This is a genomic window from Paenisporosarcina sp. NPDC076907 (assembly GCF_050269735.1).
Classification (GTDB): Bacteria; Bacillota; Bacilli; order Bacillales_A; family Planococcaceae; genus Paenisporosarcina.
The window spans coordinates 643,340-660,066 of record NZ_JBNNIX010000001.1; the positions used below are offsets into that span (position 1 = coordinate 643,340).

At 42.8% G+C, this 16,727-nt stretch carries 14 protein-coding genes; all 14 read left to right on the plus strand.

The annotated features are described in order from the left end of the window. The first annotated feature begins 5 nt into the window (after positions 1 to 5). The 14 genes from ACQKEV_RS03220 (at position 6) to icmF (ending at position 15,558) form a co-directional block, all read left to right on the plus strand. Positions 6 to 839 carry a cobyric acid synthase gene (locus tag ACQKEV_RS03220; RefSeq protein ID WP_427443303.1) on the plus strand — a complete coding sequence of 278 codons (834 nt, stop codon included), beginning with the start codon at positions 6 to 8 and terminating at the stop codon, positions 837 to 839. Further along, a complete protein-coding gene (gene cobS, locus ACQKEV_RS03225) occupies positions 836 to 1,591 on the plus strand; it encodes an adenosylcobinamide-GDP ribazoletransferase (RefSeq protein ID WP_427457700.1) in 756 nt (251 codons plus the stop codon). The genes ACQKEV_RS03220 and cobS overlap by 4 nt, the downstream gene beginning before the upstream one ends. Then, positions 1,564 to 2,169, plus strand: a complete 606-nt coding sequence (locus tag ACQKEV_RS03230; RefSeq protein ID WP_427443307.1) for a histidine phosphatase family protein — start codon at positions 1,564 to 1,566, stop codon at positions 2,167 to 2,169. The genes cobS and ACQKEV_RS03230 overlap by 28 nt, the downstream gene beginning before the upstream one ends. Next, positions 2,112 to 2,510, plus strand: coding sequence for a bifunctional adenosylcobinamide kinase/adenosylcobinamide-phosphate guanylyltransferase (locus ACQKEV_RS03235; protein WP_427443309.1), 399 nt, complete (start codon positions 2,112 to 2,114; stop codon positions 2,508 to 2,510). Before ACQKEV_RS03230 ends, ACQKEV_RS03235 begins: the two co-directional genes overlap by 58 nt. A gap of 33 nt (positions 2,511 to 2,543) precedes the next feature. After that, the gene (locus tag ACQKEV_RS03240) at positions 2,544 to 3,134 is read left to right on the plus strand and encodes a cob(I)yrinic acid a,c-diamide adenosyltransferase (RefSeq protein ID WP_427443311.1); all 591 of its coding nucleotides are present in this window, start codon (positions 2,544 to 2,546) and stop codon (positions 3,132 to 3,134) included. A gap of 3 nt (positions 3,135 to 3,137) precedes the next feature. Beyond that, entirely contained in the window at positions 3,138 to 3,617 is a 480-nt protein-coding gene (locus ACQKEV_RS03245) for an ECF transporter S component (protein WP_427443312.1), read from the plus strand. Further along, positions 3,614 to 4,294: a hypothetical protein gene (locus ACQKEV_RS03250; protein ID WP_427443314.1), complete on the plus strand. Its 681-nt coding sequence runs from the start codon at positions 3,614 to 3,616 to the stop codon at positions 4,292 to 4,294. Before ACQKEV_RS03245 ends, ACQKEV_RS03250 begins: the two co-directional genes overlap by 4 nt. Positions 4,295 to 4,576: 282 nt before the next feature. After that, positions 4,577 to 6,724: a (Fe-S)-binding protein gene (locus tag ACQKEV_RS03255; RefSeq protein ID WP_427443316.1), complete on the plus strand. Its 2,148-nt coding sequence runs from the start codon at positions 4,577 to 4,579 to the stop codon at positions 6,722 to 6,724. A 481-nt stretch (positions 6,725 to 7,205) separates the two neighbouring features. After that, on the plus strand, positions 7,206 to 8,399 hold the full coding sequence (locus ACQKEV_RS03260) for an acetyl-CoA C-acetyltransferase (protein WP_427443318.1): 1,194 nt from the start codon (positions 7,206 to 7,208) through the stop codon (positions 8,397 to 8,399). Between the two features lie 35 nt (positions 8,400 to 8,434). Further along, entirely contained in the window at positions 8,435 to 9,286 is an 852-nt protein-coding gene (locus tag ACQKEV_RS03265; protein WP_427443320.1) for a 3-hydroxybutyryl-CoA dehydrogenase, read from the plus strand. Positions 9,287 to 9,298: 12 nt separating this feature from the next. Then, positions 9,299 to 10,435, plus strand: coding sequence for an acyl-CoA dehydrogenase (locus tag ACQKEV_RS03270; RefSeq protein ID WP_427443322.1), 1,137 nt, complete (start codon positions 9,299 to 9,301; stop codon positions 10,433 to 10,435). A gap of 78 nt (positions 10,436 to 10,513) precedes the next feature. After that, positions 10,514 to 11,653, plus strand: a complete 1,140-nt coding sequence (locus ACQKEV_RS03275) for an acyl-CoA dehydrogenase (RefSeq protein ID WP_427443324.1) — start codon at positions 10,514 to 10,516, stop codon at positions 11,651 to 11,653. A gap of 12 nt (positions 11,654 to 11,665) precedes the next feature. Beyond that, on the plus strand, positions 11,666 to 12,301 hold the full coding sequence (locus ACQKEV_RS03280; protein WP_427443326.1) for a TetR/AcrR family transcriptional regulator: 636 nt from the start codon (positions 11,666 to 11,668) through the stop codon (positions 12,299 to 12,301). Next, positions 12,298 to 15,558, plus strand: a complete 3,261-nt coding sequence (gene icmF / locus ACQKEV_RS03285) for a fused isobutyryl-CoA mutase/GTPase IcmF (RefSeq protein ID WP_427443328.1) — start codon at positions 12,298 to 12,300, stop codon at positions 15,556 to 15,558. Before ACQKEV_RS03280 ends, icmF begins: the two co-directional genes overlap by 4 nt. The last annotated feature ends 1,169 nt before the right edge of the window (positions 15,559 to 16,727 follow it).

Below are 16,727 nucleotides of genomic sequence, written 5' to 3' on the forward strand. Positions count from 1 at the left end.
TACATATGAACGGTATCATGATACAAGGGACAGCTTCTAACGTCGGAAAGAGCATGATCTGTACAGCACTTTGCCGGTTATTTGCAAATGAGGGTTTTCATGTAGCTCCATTTAAATCTCAAAACATGTCGACCTTTTCTACAAAAATTGACAATGGTTTAGAAATCAGTACCGCTCAATTTGCACAGGCAGAAGCGGCAAAAGTTCAACCTCTTCCACAAATGAACCCTATTTTATTAAAGCCCTCTGGACATATGTCTTCTGAAGTATGGATGTTAGGTGAAAAAGTGGAGGAAATGTCCGGGACAGTGTATCGTGAATCTTTTTATGATCATGGTTTCACAGTTATCAAACAATCGCTTTTGTATGTGAGTGAGCACTATGATGTAGTTGTGTTAGAAGGAGCGGGAAGTCCAGTAGAAGTAAACTTAACAGACCGAGAACTTGTCAATATGAAAATTGCTGATTTAGCGGATGTGCCAGTATTGCTTGTTGCTGATATTGAACGTGGTGGAGTTTTTGCATCAATCGTTGGGACTTTGGAATTATTGTCTTCAAATCATCGGAATCGAGTAAAGGGAATCATTATTAATAAATTTCGTGGAGATAAGGAATTGTTTCAGGAAGGAGTATCATTTATTGAGTCCTACACAGGAATTTCAGTTCTCGGAGTTATTCCATTTATGGATAACCACGAAATTGAAGAGGAAGATTCTTTTATTACTCAACACGATTCAATTGCAAACAAGTCTGGTGAAGATAAATATGATGAATGGGCTCTTCATGTTGCATCCCATCTCAATTGGGAAAAAATAAAGAATATGGTGAAGCTACCATGATGCGCGGGGTATTGCTCGCGCTACAATTTTTCACCATTATCCCAATTAATAAAGAACTGAATATGAATCGGGACTCAGTAACGATGATGTTTGCCACTCTCCCTTGGATAGGGGGAGCATTCGGACTGATCACTTCCATTGTTTGGTTGTACCTGGATGCAAGTCCTCTTTTTATAGCATTTACCATCGTGTTAATCGGTATTGTTCTGTCAGGTGGACTACATCTAGATGGATTTGCTGATACGAGTGATGCCTTTTTTTCTTATCGTAACAAAGATAAACGTCATGAAATATTAGAAGATCCACGGATCGGTGCTTTTGGGACTATGGCTTTACTATTTCTTATTGTGGGGAAAATTGTTTTGCTTGCAGAAATAATTACACAAAACGGCATGAAGTGGGAGTGGTTAGTGGTTATCTCGTTTTTAGCGAGAGCAGGAATGGTTTACTACTTTCTCATAACACCTCAAGCAAAGGATAAAGGATTGGCAGCGTTCTTTAAAAAACGCTACGACCATAGAATGTTACTCACAGCAACACTCGTTTCAATTGCTATAGGCCTTGGGTTTATCGGTATTATTGGAGTAGATATGTTATTTGCAGTCACCACACTGCTTGCTCTTTTTATTTGTGCACATGCATATAAACGTTGGACAAAAAAACATTTCGGGGGAGTCACGGGAGATGTCTCAGGTGCTTTCGTTGAAGGGATGGAAGTGATATTATGGCTGTTGATTTTCGTCTTACTTTAATACGGCATCTGCCGACCTTAGCGAATGTTGAAAGTCGATACATCGGTTGGAGTGACGAATCAATTTACCAGTTGTCCAATGTAGGTATTCAAGGGATTTTGTCCCCGGAGATTATTTACGGAAGTGACCTAAAACGGTGCTATCAAACAGCTGCCATTTTTTATCCTAAATCATCCTACAAAAGTTCACCAGCTTTTCGTGAGATGTCGTTTGGTGACTGGGAGCTAAAGACTTATGAGGACTTAAAGGAAGATGCCAACTATCAAAAGTGGGTGTCTAATCCAGATGAAATCTCCCCTCCAAACGGTGAGTTTTTACACCAGATGGCTACACGCGTCCTTACTGGTCTGAAAAATATTTCTGGCAATCACCCACATGTAGTAACACATGGTGGACCTATTCGGCTTGTGCTACATAAGTTTGCACCTGATGTGCGTGATTTTTGGTCAAGTGATGTCAAGCATGGAGACAAATGGACATTTAGCTGGGACAGTCGTAAAAGCTTTGAGGAGGAAAAAAGATGCAAGTCTATATCGGTGGAGCGTATAGCGGCAAGAGGGAGTATGTCAGACAACTAGTAGTTGAACGAGAAGTGCAATGGATTGAATGTGCAGATTTTGTGGATTTACCAGAAGCTCACGCTCAGACAATTGTTCTTGCTGGGGTGGAAGCTTTTGTTGAAAATCATATAAACAGTCCAGAAGAACGGGTCATTGAAGATTTCATGAAAACATTAAATACATATGTCGCACAAAGTGATGTCATAGTGATTGTGACAGAAAATGGACGTGGAATAGTACCAATCTTAGCCGAAACGCGTGAGCTTCGAGATCGATGTGGCAGGTTATGCCAGCAGATTTTCAAGGAAGCTACAAACGTTACACGTATTTGGTACGGCTTAACTGAATCATTAAAATAATTCTTCAAATTCTTTCTAAGGGGGACAATCAAGTTGAGGATATATACTCGAACTGGAGACAAAGGACAAACAAGTTTAATTGGGGCACGCACAGATAAAGATGATCCACGAGTTGAAACTTATGGAACCATTGATGAAGTGAATTCATTTATTGGAAAAGCAATGACAGAGCTAGACTCAACCATTTTCATGGACTTGCTTACAGACTTAGAAGCAATTCAAAATGAATTATTCGATTGTGGCGGAGATTTAGCAAACGTCAAACCAAATCGAACATATAAAATGTCCCAAGAGCCAGTAGAAGTATTAGAGAAACGAATTGATGAACTAATGGAAGAACCGCCAATGCTAGAACGATTTATTTTACCAGGAGGATCACCAGCTGCAGCAACTCTGCATATCGCGAGAACCATAACACGGCGTGCTGAAAGACAAATGGTGACCTTGATGAAAGTAGAAGAAGACATACCTACTGTAGTGCAACGTTATTTGAATCGCTTGTCCGATTATTTATTTGCTGCTTCACGAGTCGCCAACTCGCGGGTCAACGTACCTGACAACGAATACGTGCGTTCTGCGAAAGTTTTTAGAAATGGTGGACGAGCGAAAAAAGTGGAGGAATAATCGATGAACATTCGTTTAATAACAGTAACCGCTATGATTGCAACTTTATGTGCGATTGGTGCGCTCGTGAAATTACCTGTGGGAATCGGTTCGGCAGCTTTAGACGCAGTGCCTGCTTTAGTTTCCGTTGCCATTTTACCACCTGTATTTTCAGGAATAGCTGCATCAGTCGGTCATTTGGTGTCTGCTTTATCAATAGGAATGCCATTCGGACCATTTCATGCATTAATTGCAGTAGAAATGTTTGGGATACTGTGGATTTTTGCTGTACTCCATCAAAAAGGATGGGTTAGATGGAAGTGGCTATTTTTTATTTTAGCTAATAGCGTAATTGCTCCGCTCCCATTTTACTTTTTGATAAGTCCTGCTTTTTTTTATGGAGCTGTGCCTTCATTATTTCTAGCTTCATGTTTAAATGCAGGCATTGCTTTTTTATTAGAACCAGTGGTGAAGCGATTATACCAGAGAGTCGTTGTTAAATGAGAAATGCGCTGAAACTGGCTAACGGATTTGTCGTTACAACTGATAACTCTGGAGGTATAGGTGAAAAACAAGCCGATCTTGTATTTGCACCAAATGATGTCGTCAGTTATTTTGCAGCTCGTGTAGCATTACTCGAACAGTGGGCTGCAAATGCCCAAGTGGAATCTGTAATTATCCACAACTTTTCAGGTGACGCAGCATGGCAAGGTTATGTTCAAGGTGTTAATCGAATTCTGAAAGACGTAGATTTAGAGCGTATTTTAGTAACAGGCAGTAGTGAAACCAATATGGACCTTTTACAATCCGCTATGTCAGTTACAATGATTGGTCGTTGCATAGAAGTTGTGAAGAGTGATATTACTTGGTTTATTTATGGACAACCTTTTGTGGGTAGTGAAGTGCTTAATAATTCTAAAGCCATAGCTGACTTGAAAAAAGTGAAGTTAGCAATAGATGGTGGTTTTGTGACCTCTATCTGGCCAGTCGGATCAAAAGGGATTCAGGAAGAGGTCAGGATTCTGTTTGCCAATGATAAACTATTTGTTCATTCAGAAGTTGATGTCGAAAAGTCAGCTGGACCTTGCACTGTAGTTTTAGTTGGTGTCAAAAAAGGATCAATCAAGCGAGCATCACATCATTTTGGTAATGAATTGAGAGAATTGATGATAAAGCATTAATCCTTCAGACACAGCTGAAGGATTTTTTTCATTCCAGTTTTTCGCAAGAGTATGCTAAGTTATAGTTACTTAGTGTGTTCTGCTAATGAATGGTGACACCTCATTTTTAGATTTGGAGGAGATATTCATTTCACTGAAAACTTCTAATGTTTTCTATTGACTGAATGCTCATTCAGTTTTAAACTTTAAGTTAACATCGACAACATTCCATCAATCTACTAAACTGATGTTATTAGAATAATAACAAATAACTGATTTTAACAAAGGGAAGGGGAGAGAGCGATGAACCCGTTATTAATGGCAAACTGGTTTTTATTCTTAGTTGTAACCGCTTACGCAGTCGGTCTTTTCACGTATTTGCTGAAGACACGCTATGAATACATCAAACTCGGCAAGAAAGTGGAGTTCGAAGATAACTTCAAAGAGCGTATGCGTAAAATCATGGTCAATGTATTTGGTCAAAAGAAATTATTGAAGGATAAGAAAAGCGGAATTATCCATGTGATGTTCTTCTACGGATTCCTACTTGTACAATTTGGAGCAATCGATTTTATCTGGAAAGGCTTGAAGCCAGGGTCACATTTACCGTTAGGTCCATTGTATCCGGCATTCACATTCTTCCAGGAAGTCGTTACATTGATGATTCTTGTTGCGGTTGTGTGGGCATTCTACCGTCGCTACATTGAAAAATTAGTACGTTTGAAACGCGGATGGAAATCAGGACTTGTTCTTATCTTCATCGGCGGATTAATGGTTTCCGTATTAGTCGGAAACGGAATGGGCATGATCTGGCATGATCACGCAGCAACATGGGCAGAGCCTGTTGCATCTTTAGTAGCAACTATTTTCGGATTCCTTCCTGAAACAGCAGTTATCACGATATTCTATATCATGTGGTGGGTTCACTTGCTATTCCTGCTTACATTCTTAGTGTATGTGCCTCAATCGAAGCATTTCCACTTGATTACAGGACCTGCAAACACTTACTTCAACCGTACGGATAACGTCGGAAAACTTCGTCCGATAAATTTTGAAGAAGCTGAAGATGAAGAATCGGAAGAAGAAGCGTCATTCGGTGTTGGTAAAATTCAAGACTTATCACAAAAGCAACTGATCGACTTATATGCTTGTGTAGAATGTGGACGTTGTACGAATATGTGTCCAGCAACGGGAACAGGCAAAATGCTGTCACCAATGGACTTGATTACAAAACTACGTAACCATCTGACAAATACAGGTGCAGTCATGACTCAACAAAAACCATGGGTTCCTGCAATGGCCTTTGCTAACACACAAGGGAATCAATTGGCAGTAGCAGCTCGTGTGGATGGCGCAGTTATCGAAGATATTTACAACCCGGCATTAATCGGGGACGTTATTACAGAAGAAGAGCTTTGGGCATGTACGACTTGCCGTAACTGTGAAGATCAATGTCCAGTTATGATCGAGCACGTATCACACATCATCGACCTTCGCCGTTACTTAGTAATGACTGAAGGACGTATGGACGGAGATGCACAACGTGCAATGACAAACATCGAACGCCAAGGAAATCCTTGGGGTCTAAACCGTAAAGAAAAAGAAAACTGGCGTGACGCACGACCAGATGTGCACATTCCAACAGTGAAAGAAGTTTCAAAAGCTGGTGAAGAGTTTGAATACTTGTTCTGGGTAGGCTCAATGGGTTCATTCGACAACCGCTCACAAAAAATCGCCATAGCATTTGCTCGTTTGATGAACGAAGCTGGCGTGAAATTCGCGATTCTTGGAAACAAAGAAAAGAACTCTGGCGACACACCACGTCGTTTAGGGAACGAATTCCTATTCCAGGAACTTGCCGGATCAAATATTTCTGAGTTTGAAAAAGCGGGCGTAACGAAGATTGTCACAATCGATCCGCACGCATACAATATCTTTAAAAATGAATACCCAGACTTCGGATGGAGCGGGGAAGTTCTTCACCATACTGAAATGCTGTATGACTTAGTCCAACAAGGTCGCTTGAAACCGCAATATGCAATCGACGAAACCATCACGTTCCATGATTCATGTTACTTAGGCCGATACAACGATGTTTACGACCCACCACGTGAGATCTTACGTGCCATCCCAGGCGTCAAGCTTGTGGAAATGGATCGTACACGCGAAACCGGTATGTGCTGTGGAGCTGGCGGCGGGATGATGTGGATGGAAGAACATGTTGGAAACCGTGTAAACGTAGCACGTACAGAGCAAGCAATTGCCGTAAACCCAACCATGATCTCATCAGGCTGTCCTTACTGCTTAACCATGCTTTCAGACGGTACGAAAGCAAAAGAAGTAGAAGAAACAATTGGCACATACGACATCGCAGAACTACTAGAACGCTCAGTACTAGGCGATTACATGCCACCAGTTGAAGTAGAAGAACCACAACCAATCGTTCAGTAGATTGATAAATTAGTAAATATTCGATACAATTAAGTCAATTGGAAAAGGGAGTCCTAGAACTCCCTTTTTCTTTGAGTCAAAGTCGAGCGAGCGTTCAGTCAATAAATAATCCACCCAAAGTGGATTATTTATTTGCGACGAAACTAGCGCAGCGATGCAACGAACTTTCATGTTTCGAAGCTAGCGAAGCGATGCAGAAACAGGAGCAATGCTTTTCGCGCCGTGTAACCGCAGGCGCAAAAGTTTTGCGAAGAAGCTGGCTCGCGATGCAGAAAACACCCTTTTACAACGTGAACGTCGATTTTTCCTACGTCAACGTCAATTATTACAACTAAGACTCTGATTTTTCCTACGTGAAGCCCGTTTTTTCCTACGTGCCGCGATAATTCAATAGAAAAATCAACTATCCACACAATAAATTGTCGCAATTCTTGAAAAACACAAAACTGTAAGCGTATACAAATCAAAGGAGGCAACAATCATGACAAAAACAGTTATTTTAGATGGCGCACGTACAGCATTCGGAAAAATGGGTGGGGCACTCGCTTCACTTTCTGCAAGCGATTTAGGTGGCGTAGCCATCAAAGAAGCATTGAACCGCGCAGGCGTTGCACCGGAATCAGTGGATGAAGTGATCATGGGAACGGTATTACAAGCTGGGCAAGGACAAATTCCTTCTCGTCAAGCAGCGACAAAAGCTGGCCTGCCTTGGAGCGTAAAAACAGAAACAATTAACAAAGTGTGTGCATCTGGTATGCGTGCAGTCACGTTGGCAGATCAACTCATCCGTTTAGGTGAAGAAGAAACAATCGTTGCTGGCGGCATGGAATCGATGTCAAACGCACCGTATTACTTGCCAAAAGGTCGCTTCGGTTTACGCATGGGCGATGCACAAATGATAGACGGCATGATTTATGACGGACTTTCATGTTCATTCAATCCAAAACGCGTTCACATGGGCACTTACGGCAATACGACGGCTGAGCAATTCGAGTTGTCTCGTGAAGCTCAAGATGCCTGGTCATTCCGCAGTCATGATTTAGCGTTAAAAGCAATCGACAATGGAACATTCGCGGAAGAAATTACACCAGTAGAAGTTCCACAACGTAAGGGCGATGCATTAAAAATTGACCAAGACGAAGCACCTCGTCGTGACACATCAGTCGAATCTTTATCGAAATTAAAGCCGGTTTTCGGAAAAGAAGGCAGCATCACAGCAGGTAACGCACCTGGCGTCAATGATGGAGCGGCAGCACTTGTGTTGATGAGTGAAGATAAAGCGAAAGCGGAAGGCAAAACACCACTTGCTTACGTGATCGGTCACGCGGAAGTGGCAATTGAACCAGAAAACTTCCCACAAACACCTGGTCTTGTGATCAATGCCATCTTAGAAAAAACAGGCAAAAAACTAGAAGAAATCGATTTATTCGAAATCAACGAAGCATTTGCAGCAGTCGCTTTGGCATCTGCACAGATTGCAAACCTGGATGAAACGAAAGTCAACGTAAATGGTGGTGCTGTAGCACTTGGTCACCCAATCGGGGCATCTGGCACACGTATCATTTTGACATTAGCGTATGAATTGAAACGTCGCGGTGGCGGAATCGGAATCGCAGCAATCTGTTCTGGTGGCGGTCAAGGCGATGCGATCATGATTGAAGTTCCTAAAGCTTAATAACTTAGCGTGAACCTATAGAGGAGGACAACAAGATGACAATTCAAAAAGTACTCGTAATCGGGGCAGGTCAAATGGGGTCAGGAATTGCACAAGTGTGCGCACAAGCTGGCTTTGACGTGAAACTGAACGACATGAAAGAAGAATTTTTCCAACGCGGACTTTCGACAATCACAAAAAACTTATCACGCAATGTAGAAAAAGGACGCATGACAGAAGACGAGAAAGAACAAGTGCTTTCTCGTATCACAAAATCATTAGATTTAAATGATGCATCGGACGTTGATTTAGTCATTGAAGCGGCAGTTGAAAACATGGAAATCAAACAAAAGATTTTCAAACAACTTGATGAAATTACACCAAAGCACGCTATCCTTGCTTCAAATACTTCATCATTGCCAATCACGGAAATCGCTGCAGCGACAAATCGTCCGGAACAGGTAATCGGCATGCACTTTATGAATCCGGTACCTGTTATGAAACTGGTTGAAATCATCCGTGGACTTGCAACGACAGACGAAGTTTACACAAGTATCGAAGAGATGACGAAAAAACTGAACAAAGTGCCTGTTGAAGTAAACGACTTCCCAGGTTTCGTTTCAAACCGTATTCTTATGCCAATGATTAACGAAGCCATCTACACATTGTACGAAGGTGTGGCAACGAAAGAAGCAATTGACGACGTGATGAAGCTTGGCATGAATCACCCAATGGGACCTTTGCAATTAGCAGATTTCATCGGTCTTGATACGTGTTTGTATATTATGGAAATCCTGCATGACGGCTTCGGCGACAGCAAATATCGTCCGTGCCCACTGCTTCGCAAATATGTAAAAGCTGGCTGGTTAGGTAAGAAAACAGGTCGCGGTTTTTACGAGTACGAATAGGGGGCATTACCAATGGAATTGAAATTTACAGAAGAACAAATCATGATGCGCAATATGGTGCGCGACTTTGCCAAAACGGAAATCGAACCGTTCATTGAAAAAATGGAACAAGGTGAATTTCCTCGTGAAGTCTTAAATAAAATGGCGGAGCTTGGCTTAATGGGTATAACGATTCCCGAAAAGTACGGCGGTTCGGAAATGGATTTCACAAGCTACATTATTGCCATTCATGAATTATCAAAAGTAAGTGCAGTTGTCGGAGTAATCCTATCTGTTCATACATCAGTGGGAACGAACCCGATTTTGTACTTCGGTAACGAAGAGCAAAAACAAAAATATATCCCGAAATTAGCGGCTGGCGAATATTTAGGTGCATTTTGCTTAACTGAACCATCTGCAGGCTCAGATGTCGGTTCCATGAAATCAAAAGCAGTTAAAGACGGAGATCATTATAAAATTAACGGTTCAAAAGTTTTCATTACGAACGGTGGAGAAGCTGACGTATACATTGTGTTCGCTTCAACTGACGCATCACTAGGCTCTAGAGGCGTTTCAGCCTTCATCGTTGATAAAGACACACCAGGTCTGATTATCGGGAAAGATGAACACAAAATGGGCTTGCATGGCTCACGTACAGTTCAGCTAACATTTGAAGATATGAGAGTTCCGGTTGAAAACTTATTAGGTCAAGAAGGTGAAGGGTTTAAAATCGCCTTGGCCAATCTGGATGTCGGCCGAATCGGTATTGCCGCACAGGCACTTGGCATAGCAGAAGCTGCATACGAAGCAGCAGTAGGGTACGCAAAAGAGCGCGTGCAATTCGGTAAACCAATTGCAGCGCAACAAGGTGTTGGCTTTAAAATAGCGGATATGGCAACAGCTGTTGAAGCTTCAAAACTACTTGTCTATCGCGCAGCAGATTTACGTTCTCGTGGATTAGCGTGTGGAAAAGAAGCGTCAATGGCAAAACTATTCGCCTCTAAAACCGCAGTAGAAACAGCGATTGAAGCAGTTCAAGTATTTGGTGGCTACGGCTACACAGAAGACTACCCAGTAGAACGTTATTTCCGAGATGCCAAAGTAACGGAAATATATGAAGGTACATCAGAAATCCAACGACTCGTAATCGGCAAGCACTTATTGAAATAATAAGGTCTAAAGCCGCGATAGGTGAACGTTTTAATAATTTACATTTAATAAACTAAAAAATATAAGGTGGGCATGAAAATGAACTTCAAACTAACAGAAGAACATGAAATGATTCGTAAAATGGTTCGCGACTTCGCGACGAAAGAAGTAGCACCAACTGCAGCAGAACGTGACGAAGAAGAACGTTTTGACCGTGAAATTTTCGACAAAATGGCGGAGCTTGGTTTAACAGGGATTCCTTGGCCTGAAGAGTACGGCGGAATCGGTTCAGATTACCTTGCGTACTGTATCGCTGTTGAAGAACTATCACGTGTCTGTGCTTCAACTGGTGTAACACTTTCAGCTCATACATCACTTGCTGGATGGCCGATCTTCAAATACGGCAACGAAGAACAAAAACAAAAATACCTTCGCCCAATGGCTGAAGGAACAAAAATTGGCGGTTACGGTCTAACAGAAGCTGGTTCAGGTTCTGACGCTGGCGGCATGAAAACAACAGCTAAACTAGATGGCGATCACTATGTGTTGAATGGTTCGAAAATCTTCATTACAAACGGTGGAATTGCCGACATCTACGTAGTATTTGCAGTAACAGATCCGACTTCAAAACATAAAGGTACAAGTGCATTTATCGTTGAAGCTGATTTCGAAGGCTTCTCGGTTGGGAAGAAAGAAAAGAAACTCGGCATCCGTTCATCACCAACAACGGAAATCATTTTCGATAACTGCCGCATCCCGAAAGAAAACTTGCTAGGTGCTGAAGGCGAAGGATTCATCATCGCAATGAAGACGCTTGATGGCGGTCGTAACGGAATTGCAGCACAAGCTGTCGGAATCGCTCAAGGCGCACTTGACGCATCAGTTGATTATGCAAAAGAACGCGTTCAATTCGGCAAACCAATCGCTGCAAACCAAGGGGTATCGTTCAAATTGGCTGATATGGCTACATCGATCGAAGCATCTCGTCTGTTAACGTACCAAGCAGCTTGGTTGGAATCAAATGGCCGTTCATACGGAAAAGAATCTGCGATGGCGAAATTAATGGCTGGCGATACTGCAATGAAAGTGACTGTGGAAGCTGTCCAAGTATTCGGTGGTTACGGTTATACGAAAGACTACCCGGTGGAACGTTACATGCGCGACGCGAAAATTACGCAAATCTACGAGGGAACACAAGAGATTCAACGTCTTGTTATTTCTCGTATGTTAACGAAGTAAGTCGTGACGCAAATGAAGTCCAAGCGCGAAGTCCAGTCCTCCGTAAAAGATGAAAGCCTTATTTCTAAACGCCGGAATCAAATGATTCAGGGGGCTGTCGCGCTCTTTAAACAAAAGGGCTTTCATCGTACAACAACTCGTGAAATTGCAAAAGAAGCGGGATTCAGCATCGGCACGCTGTATGAATACATCCGTACGAAAGAAGACGTGTTGTATTTAGTGTGTGACAGCATTTATGAAGAAGTGCAGGAACGTCTGACTGCACTTCCAACGCAAGCGGGAACACTGGAAGGCTTGAAAACAGCTATTCGTCACTACTACTTGCTTATTGATGAAATGCAGGATGAATTCATGGTCATGTACCAGGAATCAAAATCACTGCCAAAAGATGCATTGCAATATGTACTGAAAAAAGAACTTGAGATGGTGGCCATTTTTGAAGACATTCTTCAAGCTTGCCGCAAATCCGGGGAACTGCAATTGTCTGAAGATGCCGTGAAACTAGCGGCTCACCATATCGTTGTCCAGGGGCAAATGTGGTCATTCAGACGTTGGGGGCTTCACCGCGATCTAACCATCGAACAGTTCATTGAACAGCAAACAACATTTTTCTTACAAGGGATACAAGGGAATGGGGGAAAAGCATGACAGCAACAGTGGAAATTTATCGTCCAAAAAACCACGTACGTTTCGTGACGGCTTCAAGTCTCTTTGATGGGCATGATGCATCGATTAATATTATGCGTCGCATCCTGCAATCAACGGGTGCTGAAGTGATTCATTTAGGGCATAACCGCTCCGTGGAAGAAGTGGTGAACGCGGCAATTCAAGAAGATGCACACGGAATTGCGATTTCATCTTATCAAGGTGGGCATGTTGAATACTTTAAATACATGTACGATTTACTGGCAGAACGAGGCGCACCTCATATCCGCATTTACGGCGGCGGTGGCGGTGTTATCATTCCGAAAGAAATTAAAGAACTTCATGATTACGGCATCGCTTGGATTTTCTCACCAGAAGACGGTCGTACACTAGGTCTTCAAGGCATGATCAATCGCATGGTGGAAGACTGTGACAAAGCAGTTGAAGCAAACAATGCAGTTCAACAATTGGCTCAAGTCGATACGGAACATCCAGAAATATTAGCGCACTTAATCAGTGTGGCTGAAGACGGTGCAAACAATGAAAACGCAGAAGCAAAAGCATTGGTAGAAAAAGCACGCGAACTATCTAAAGGCACGCCAGTACTAGGAATCACAGGTACAGGCGGAGCTGGTAAATCTTCATTGACGGATGAACTGATTCGCCGTTTCTTATCGGAATTACCGGATAAAAAAATCGCTGTTCTTTCAATTGACCCGACGAAACAAAAAACGGGTGGGGCATTACTTGGAGACCGTATTCGCATGAATGCAATCTTTAATAAACGTGTCTTCATGCGCAGTTTGGCAACACGTGGCTCACGTACTGAATTATCGGGTGCCATTGGCGACGTACTGGACGTAGTACGAGTAGCTGGCTACGATTTGATCATCGTGGAAACGAGTGGGATTGGGCAAGGGGATGCAGAAATCACGAACGTGGCAGACGTATCGATGTATGTCATGACGAGTGAATTCGGCGCTCCATCTCAATTGGAAAAAATCGATATGATTGATTACGCTGACTTGATTGTCATCAATAAATACGAGCGCAAAGGTTCGGAAGATGCGCTTCGCCAAGTTCAAAAACAATATCAACGCAGCCGTGGTTTATGGGATGCAAGTATTGATACAATGCCTGTTTACGGCACAATCGCTAGCCAGTTCAACGATAAAGGTACGAACTCCTTGTTCGCAGCTTTAGTGTCACGTGTCAATGAAGTATGCGGAACGAGCTGGGAAACTTCGTATGAGCAATTTGTGAAAACGCAAAAGCAAAACGTCATCATTCCAAATGAACGTCGTTATTACTTGCGTGAAATCACGGACGCTGTACGTGGCTACCACAAAAAGTCCGATCAACAAGTAGCGTTCGCTCGTCGTTTGTTCCAATTGGAAGGTGCGATTGAAGCGGTCAACGAAAAAGCTCCAAACGATGCATTGGTCGAGTCATTAACTTCTCTTGCACAAGGAGTACGTGACGAATTGACAGCTGAATCCAAACGCATTTTGGACAACTGGAAAGCGTTGAAAGAAGCATATGCGGGAGACGAATTCGTCACTCAAATTCGCGATAAAGAAATCCGCACGATTTTACGTACGGAAAGCCTAAGTGGCCTGAAAATCCCGAAAGTCGTTTTACCGAAGTTCGTGGATTATGGTGAAATTTTACGTTGGGTGTATAAAGAAAACGTGCCGGGTTCATTCCCATATACAGCAGGCGTATTTCCGTTCAAACGTGAAGGGGAAGATCCAAAACGTCAATTTGCTGGCGAAGGAACACCTGAACGCACAAACCGTCGCTTCCATTACTTATCAAAAGACGACGATGCGAAACGTTTATCTACGGCTTTCGATTCTGTAACCCTTTACGGGGAAGATCCAGATGAGCGTCCAGATATTTTCGGGAAAGTCGGAGAGTCAGGCGTGAGCATTTGTACGCTAGAAGATATGAAGAAACTTTACGATGGCTTTGATTTGTGTGCTCCTTCCACTTCTGTGTCAATGACGATCAATGGACCAGCGCCAATTATTTTGGCAATGTTCATGAACACGGCAATCGACCAACAAGTGAAGCTGAACGAAGAGAAGTTAGGTCGTACGTTAACGGTTGAAGAATTCACAGAAGTTCGCGAAAAAACGATGCAAGTCGTTCGCGGAACTGTTCAAGCGGATATTTTAAAAGAAGACCAAGGACAAAATACATGTATTTTCTCTACGGAATTCGCACTTCGCATGATGGGTGATATTCAACAGTACTTTATCGATTCAAAAGTACGCAACTACTATTCAGTATCTATTTCTGGCTACCATATTGCAGAAGCTGGAGCGAACCCAATTTCACAATTGGCGTTTACGCTGGCAAATGGATTCACGTATGTTGAGTATTACTTGAGCCGCGGAATGAACATTGACGATTTCGCACCAAACTTATCGTTCTTCTTCTCGAACGGTTTGGATCCGGAATACACTGTAATCGGCCGTGTCGCTCGTCGTATTTGGGCAGTCGTTATGCGCGATAAATATGGCGCAAATGACCGCAGCCAAAAATTGAAGTATCATGTTCAAACTTCTGGTCGAAGCTTGCATGCACAGGAAATCGATTTCAACGATATTCGTACTACACTTCAAGCATTGATGGCGTTGCAGGATAACTGTAACTCACTTCACACAAATGCATATGACGAAGCGATTACAACACCGACAGAAGAATCTGTTCGTCGTGCAATGGCGATTCAAATGATCATCACTAAAGAACACGGTCTTGCGAAAAACGAAAACCCACTACAAGGGGCGTTCATTATTGAAGAAATGACGGACCTAGTGGAAGAAGCAGTACTGTCTGAATTCGATCGCATCAATGATCGTGGTGGCGTGCTTGGTGCTATGGAAACTCAGTACCAACGCGGAAAAATTCAAGAAGAATCGATGCATTATGAAATGCTGAAACATACGGGCGAGCTACCAATCATCGGTGTGAACACATACTTAAACCCGAACCCGCCTTCAGCGGAAAGCATTGACAACATGGAAATCGCACGTGCGACAACGGAGGAAAAAGAAACACAAATCCTCAACTTGCGTGCCTTCCAACAACGAAACGCTGCAGAAACAGAAGTTGCACTAAAACGCCTGAAAGAAGTAGCCGTAACAGGTGGCAACATCTTCGAACAATTGATGGACACAGTCAAAGTCGCATCACTTGGTCAAATCACCAACGCACTATACGAAGTAGGCGGACAATACCGTCGTAATATGTAAAACGAAAAGCGGAGAACGCCATGTAGCTCAACACCGGCGCTGGAAGAACCGATTCGAAAACTTGTTTTCGCATGAGGTTCTGAAGCTTAGGTGTGAGCTGGCGTTTGGAGCTAGACAATAAAGAAGAGAGGCCCGACTTGTCGGGCCTCTTTTCTTTATCATGTAACCTGAACGATTGCTCAGTCTGACTTTATAGAGTTGACGTCTGAAAAATGGAGCTCGACGTCTGAAAAAATGGCATCGACGTCTGAAAAATCTGCGTCCACGTCTGAAAACACGAAAAACCTCGAGACATCACCTCTCCAAACAGCAGCGTAGCGAAAACAAAACCATAAAATCTTGAAACCCTAAATAGGAGCCATTTCGCTATTCGCTTCAGGCTCTTTTCTGTAGGATGTAACCTGAGCGGTTGCTCAGTCTGACTTTATGGAGTTGACGTCTGAGAAACGGAGCTCGACGTCTGAAAAAATGGCATTCAGGTCTGAAAAATCTGCGTCCACGTCTGAAAATACGAAAAACCTCGAGATATCCCATCTCCCAACAGCAGCGCAGCGAAAACAAAACCATCAAATCTTTAACCCCTAAATGGGAGCCATTTCGCTATTCGCTACAGGCTCTTTTCTGTTGGATGTGACCCGAATGATTGCTCAGTCTGACTTTATGGAGTTGACGTCTGAGAAATAGAGCTCGACGTCTGAAATAATGGCATTCACGTCTGAAAAATCAGCATCCACGTCTGAAAAAATGAAAAACCTCGAGACATCACTTCTCCCAACAGCAGCGCAGCGAAAACAAAACCATCAAATCTTTAAACCCTAAATGGGAGCCATTTCGCTATTCGCTACAGGCTCTTTTCTGTGGGATGTAACCTGAGCGGTTGCTCAGTCTGACTTTATGGAGTTGACGTCTGAGAAATTGAGCTCGACGTCTGAAAATATGCCATTGACGTCTTAAAAATCTGCGTCCACGTCTGAAAACATGAAAAACCTCGAGACATCCCATCTCCCAACAGCAGCGCAGCGAAAATAAAACCATCAAATCTTTAACCCCTGAATGGGAGCCGATTCGCTATTCGCTACAGGCTCTTTTCTGTGAGGGAAGGTTAACCTACAAATAAAAAAAATCCCGTTCCACGGCAAGACGCCAAGGAAACGGGATTTTTTTAACTC

Coding starts and splice junctions, on each gene's coding strand:
- ACQKEV_RS03230 (WP_427443307.1), top strand. CDS start 1,564: ATGGCTGTTGATTTTCGTCTTACTTTAATACGGCATCTGCCGACCTTA.
- ACQKEV_RS03275 (WP_427443324.1), top strand. CDS start 10,514: ATGAACTTCAAACTAACAGAAGAACATGAAATGATTCGTAAAATGGTT.
- ACQKEV_RS03220 (WP_427443303.1), top strand. CDS start 6: ATGAACGGTATCATGATACAAGGGACAGCTTCTAACGTCGGAAAGAGC.
- ACQKEV_RS03265 (WP_427443320.1), top strand. CDS start 8,435: ATGACAATTCAAAAAGTACTCGTAATCGGGGCAGGTCAAATGGGGTCA.
- icmF (WP_427443328.1), top strand. CDS start 12,298: ATGACAGCAACAGTGGAAATTTATCGTCCAAAAAACCACGTACGTTTC.
- ACQKEV_RS03235 (WP_427443309.1), top strand. CDS start 2,112: ATGCAAGTCTATATCGGTGGAGCGTATAGCGGCAAGAGGGAGTATGTC.
- ACQKEV_RS03250 (WP_427443314.1), top strand. CDS start 3,614: ATGAGAAATGCGCTGAAACTGGCTAACGGATTTGTCGTTACAACTGAT.
- ACQKEV_RS03260 (WP_427443318.1), top strand. CDS start 7,206: ATGACAAAAACAGTTATTTTAGATGGCGCACGTACAGCATTCGGAAAA.
- ACQKEV_RS03270 (WP_427443322.1), top strand. CDS start 9,299: ATGGAATTGAAATTTACAGAAGAACAAATCATGATGCGCAATATGGTG.
- ACQKEV_RS03245 (WP_427443312.1), top strand. CDS start 3,138: ATGAACATTCGTTTAATAACAGTAACCGCTATGATTGCAACTTTATGT.
- cobS (WP_427457700.1), top strand. CDS start 836: ATGATGCGCGGGGTATTGCTCGCGCTACAATTTTTCACCATTATCCCA.
- ACQKEV_RS03255 (WP_427443316.1), top strand. CDS start 4,577: ATGAACCCGTTATTAATGGCAAACTGGTTTTTATTCTTAGTTGTAACC.
- ACQKEV_RS03280 (WP_427443326.1), top strand. CDS start 11,666: ATGAAGTCCAAGCGCGAAGTCCAGTCCTCCGTAAAAGATGAAAGCCTT.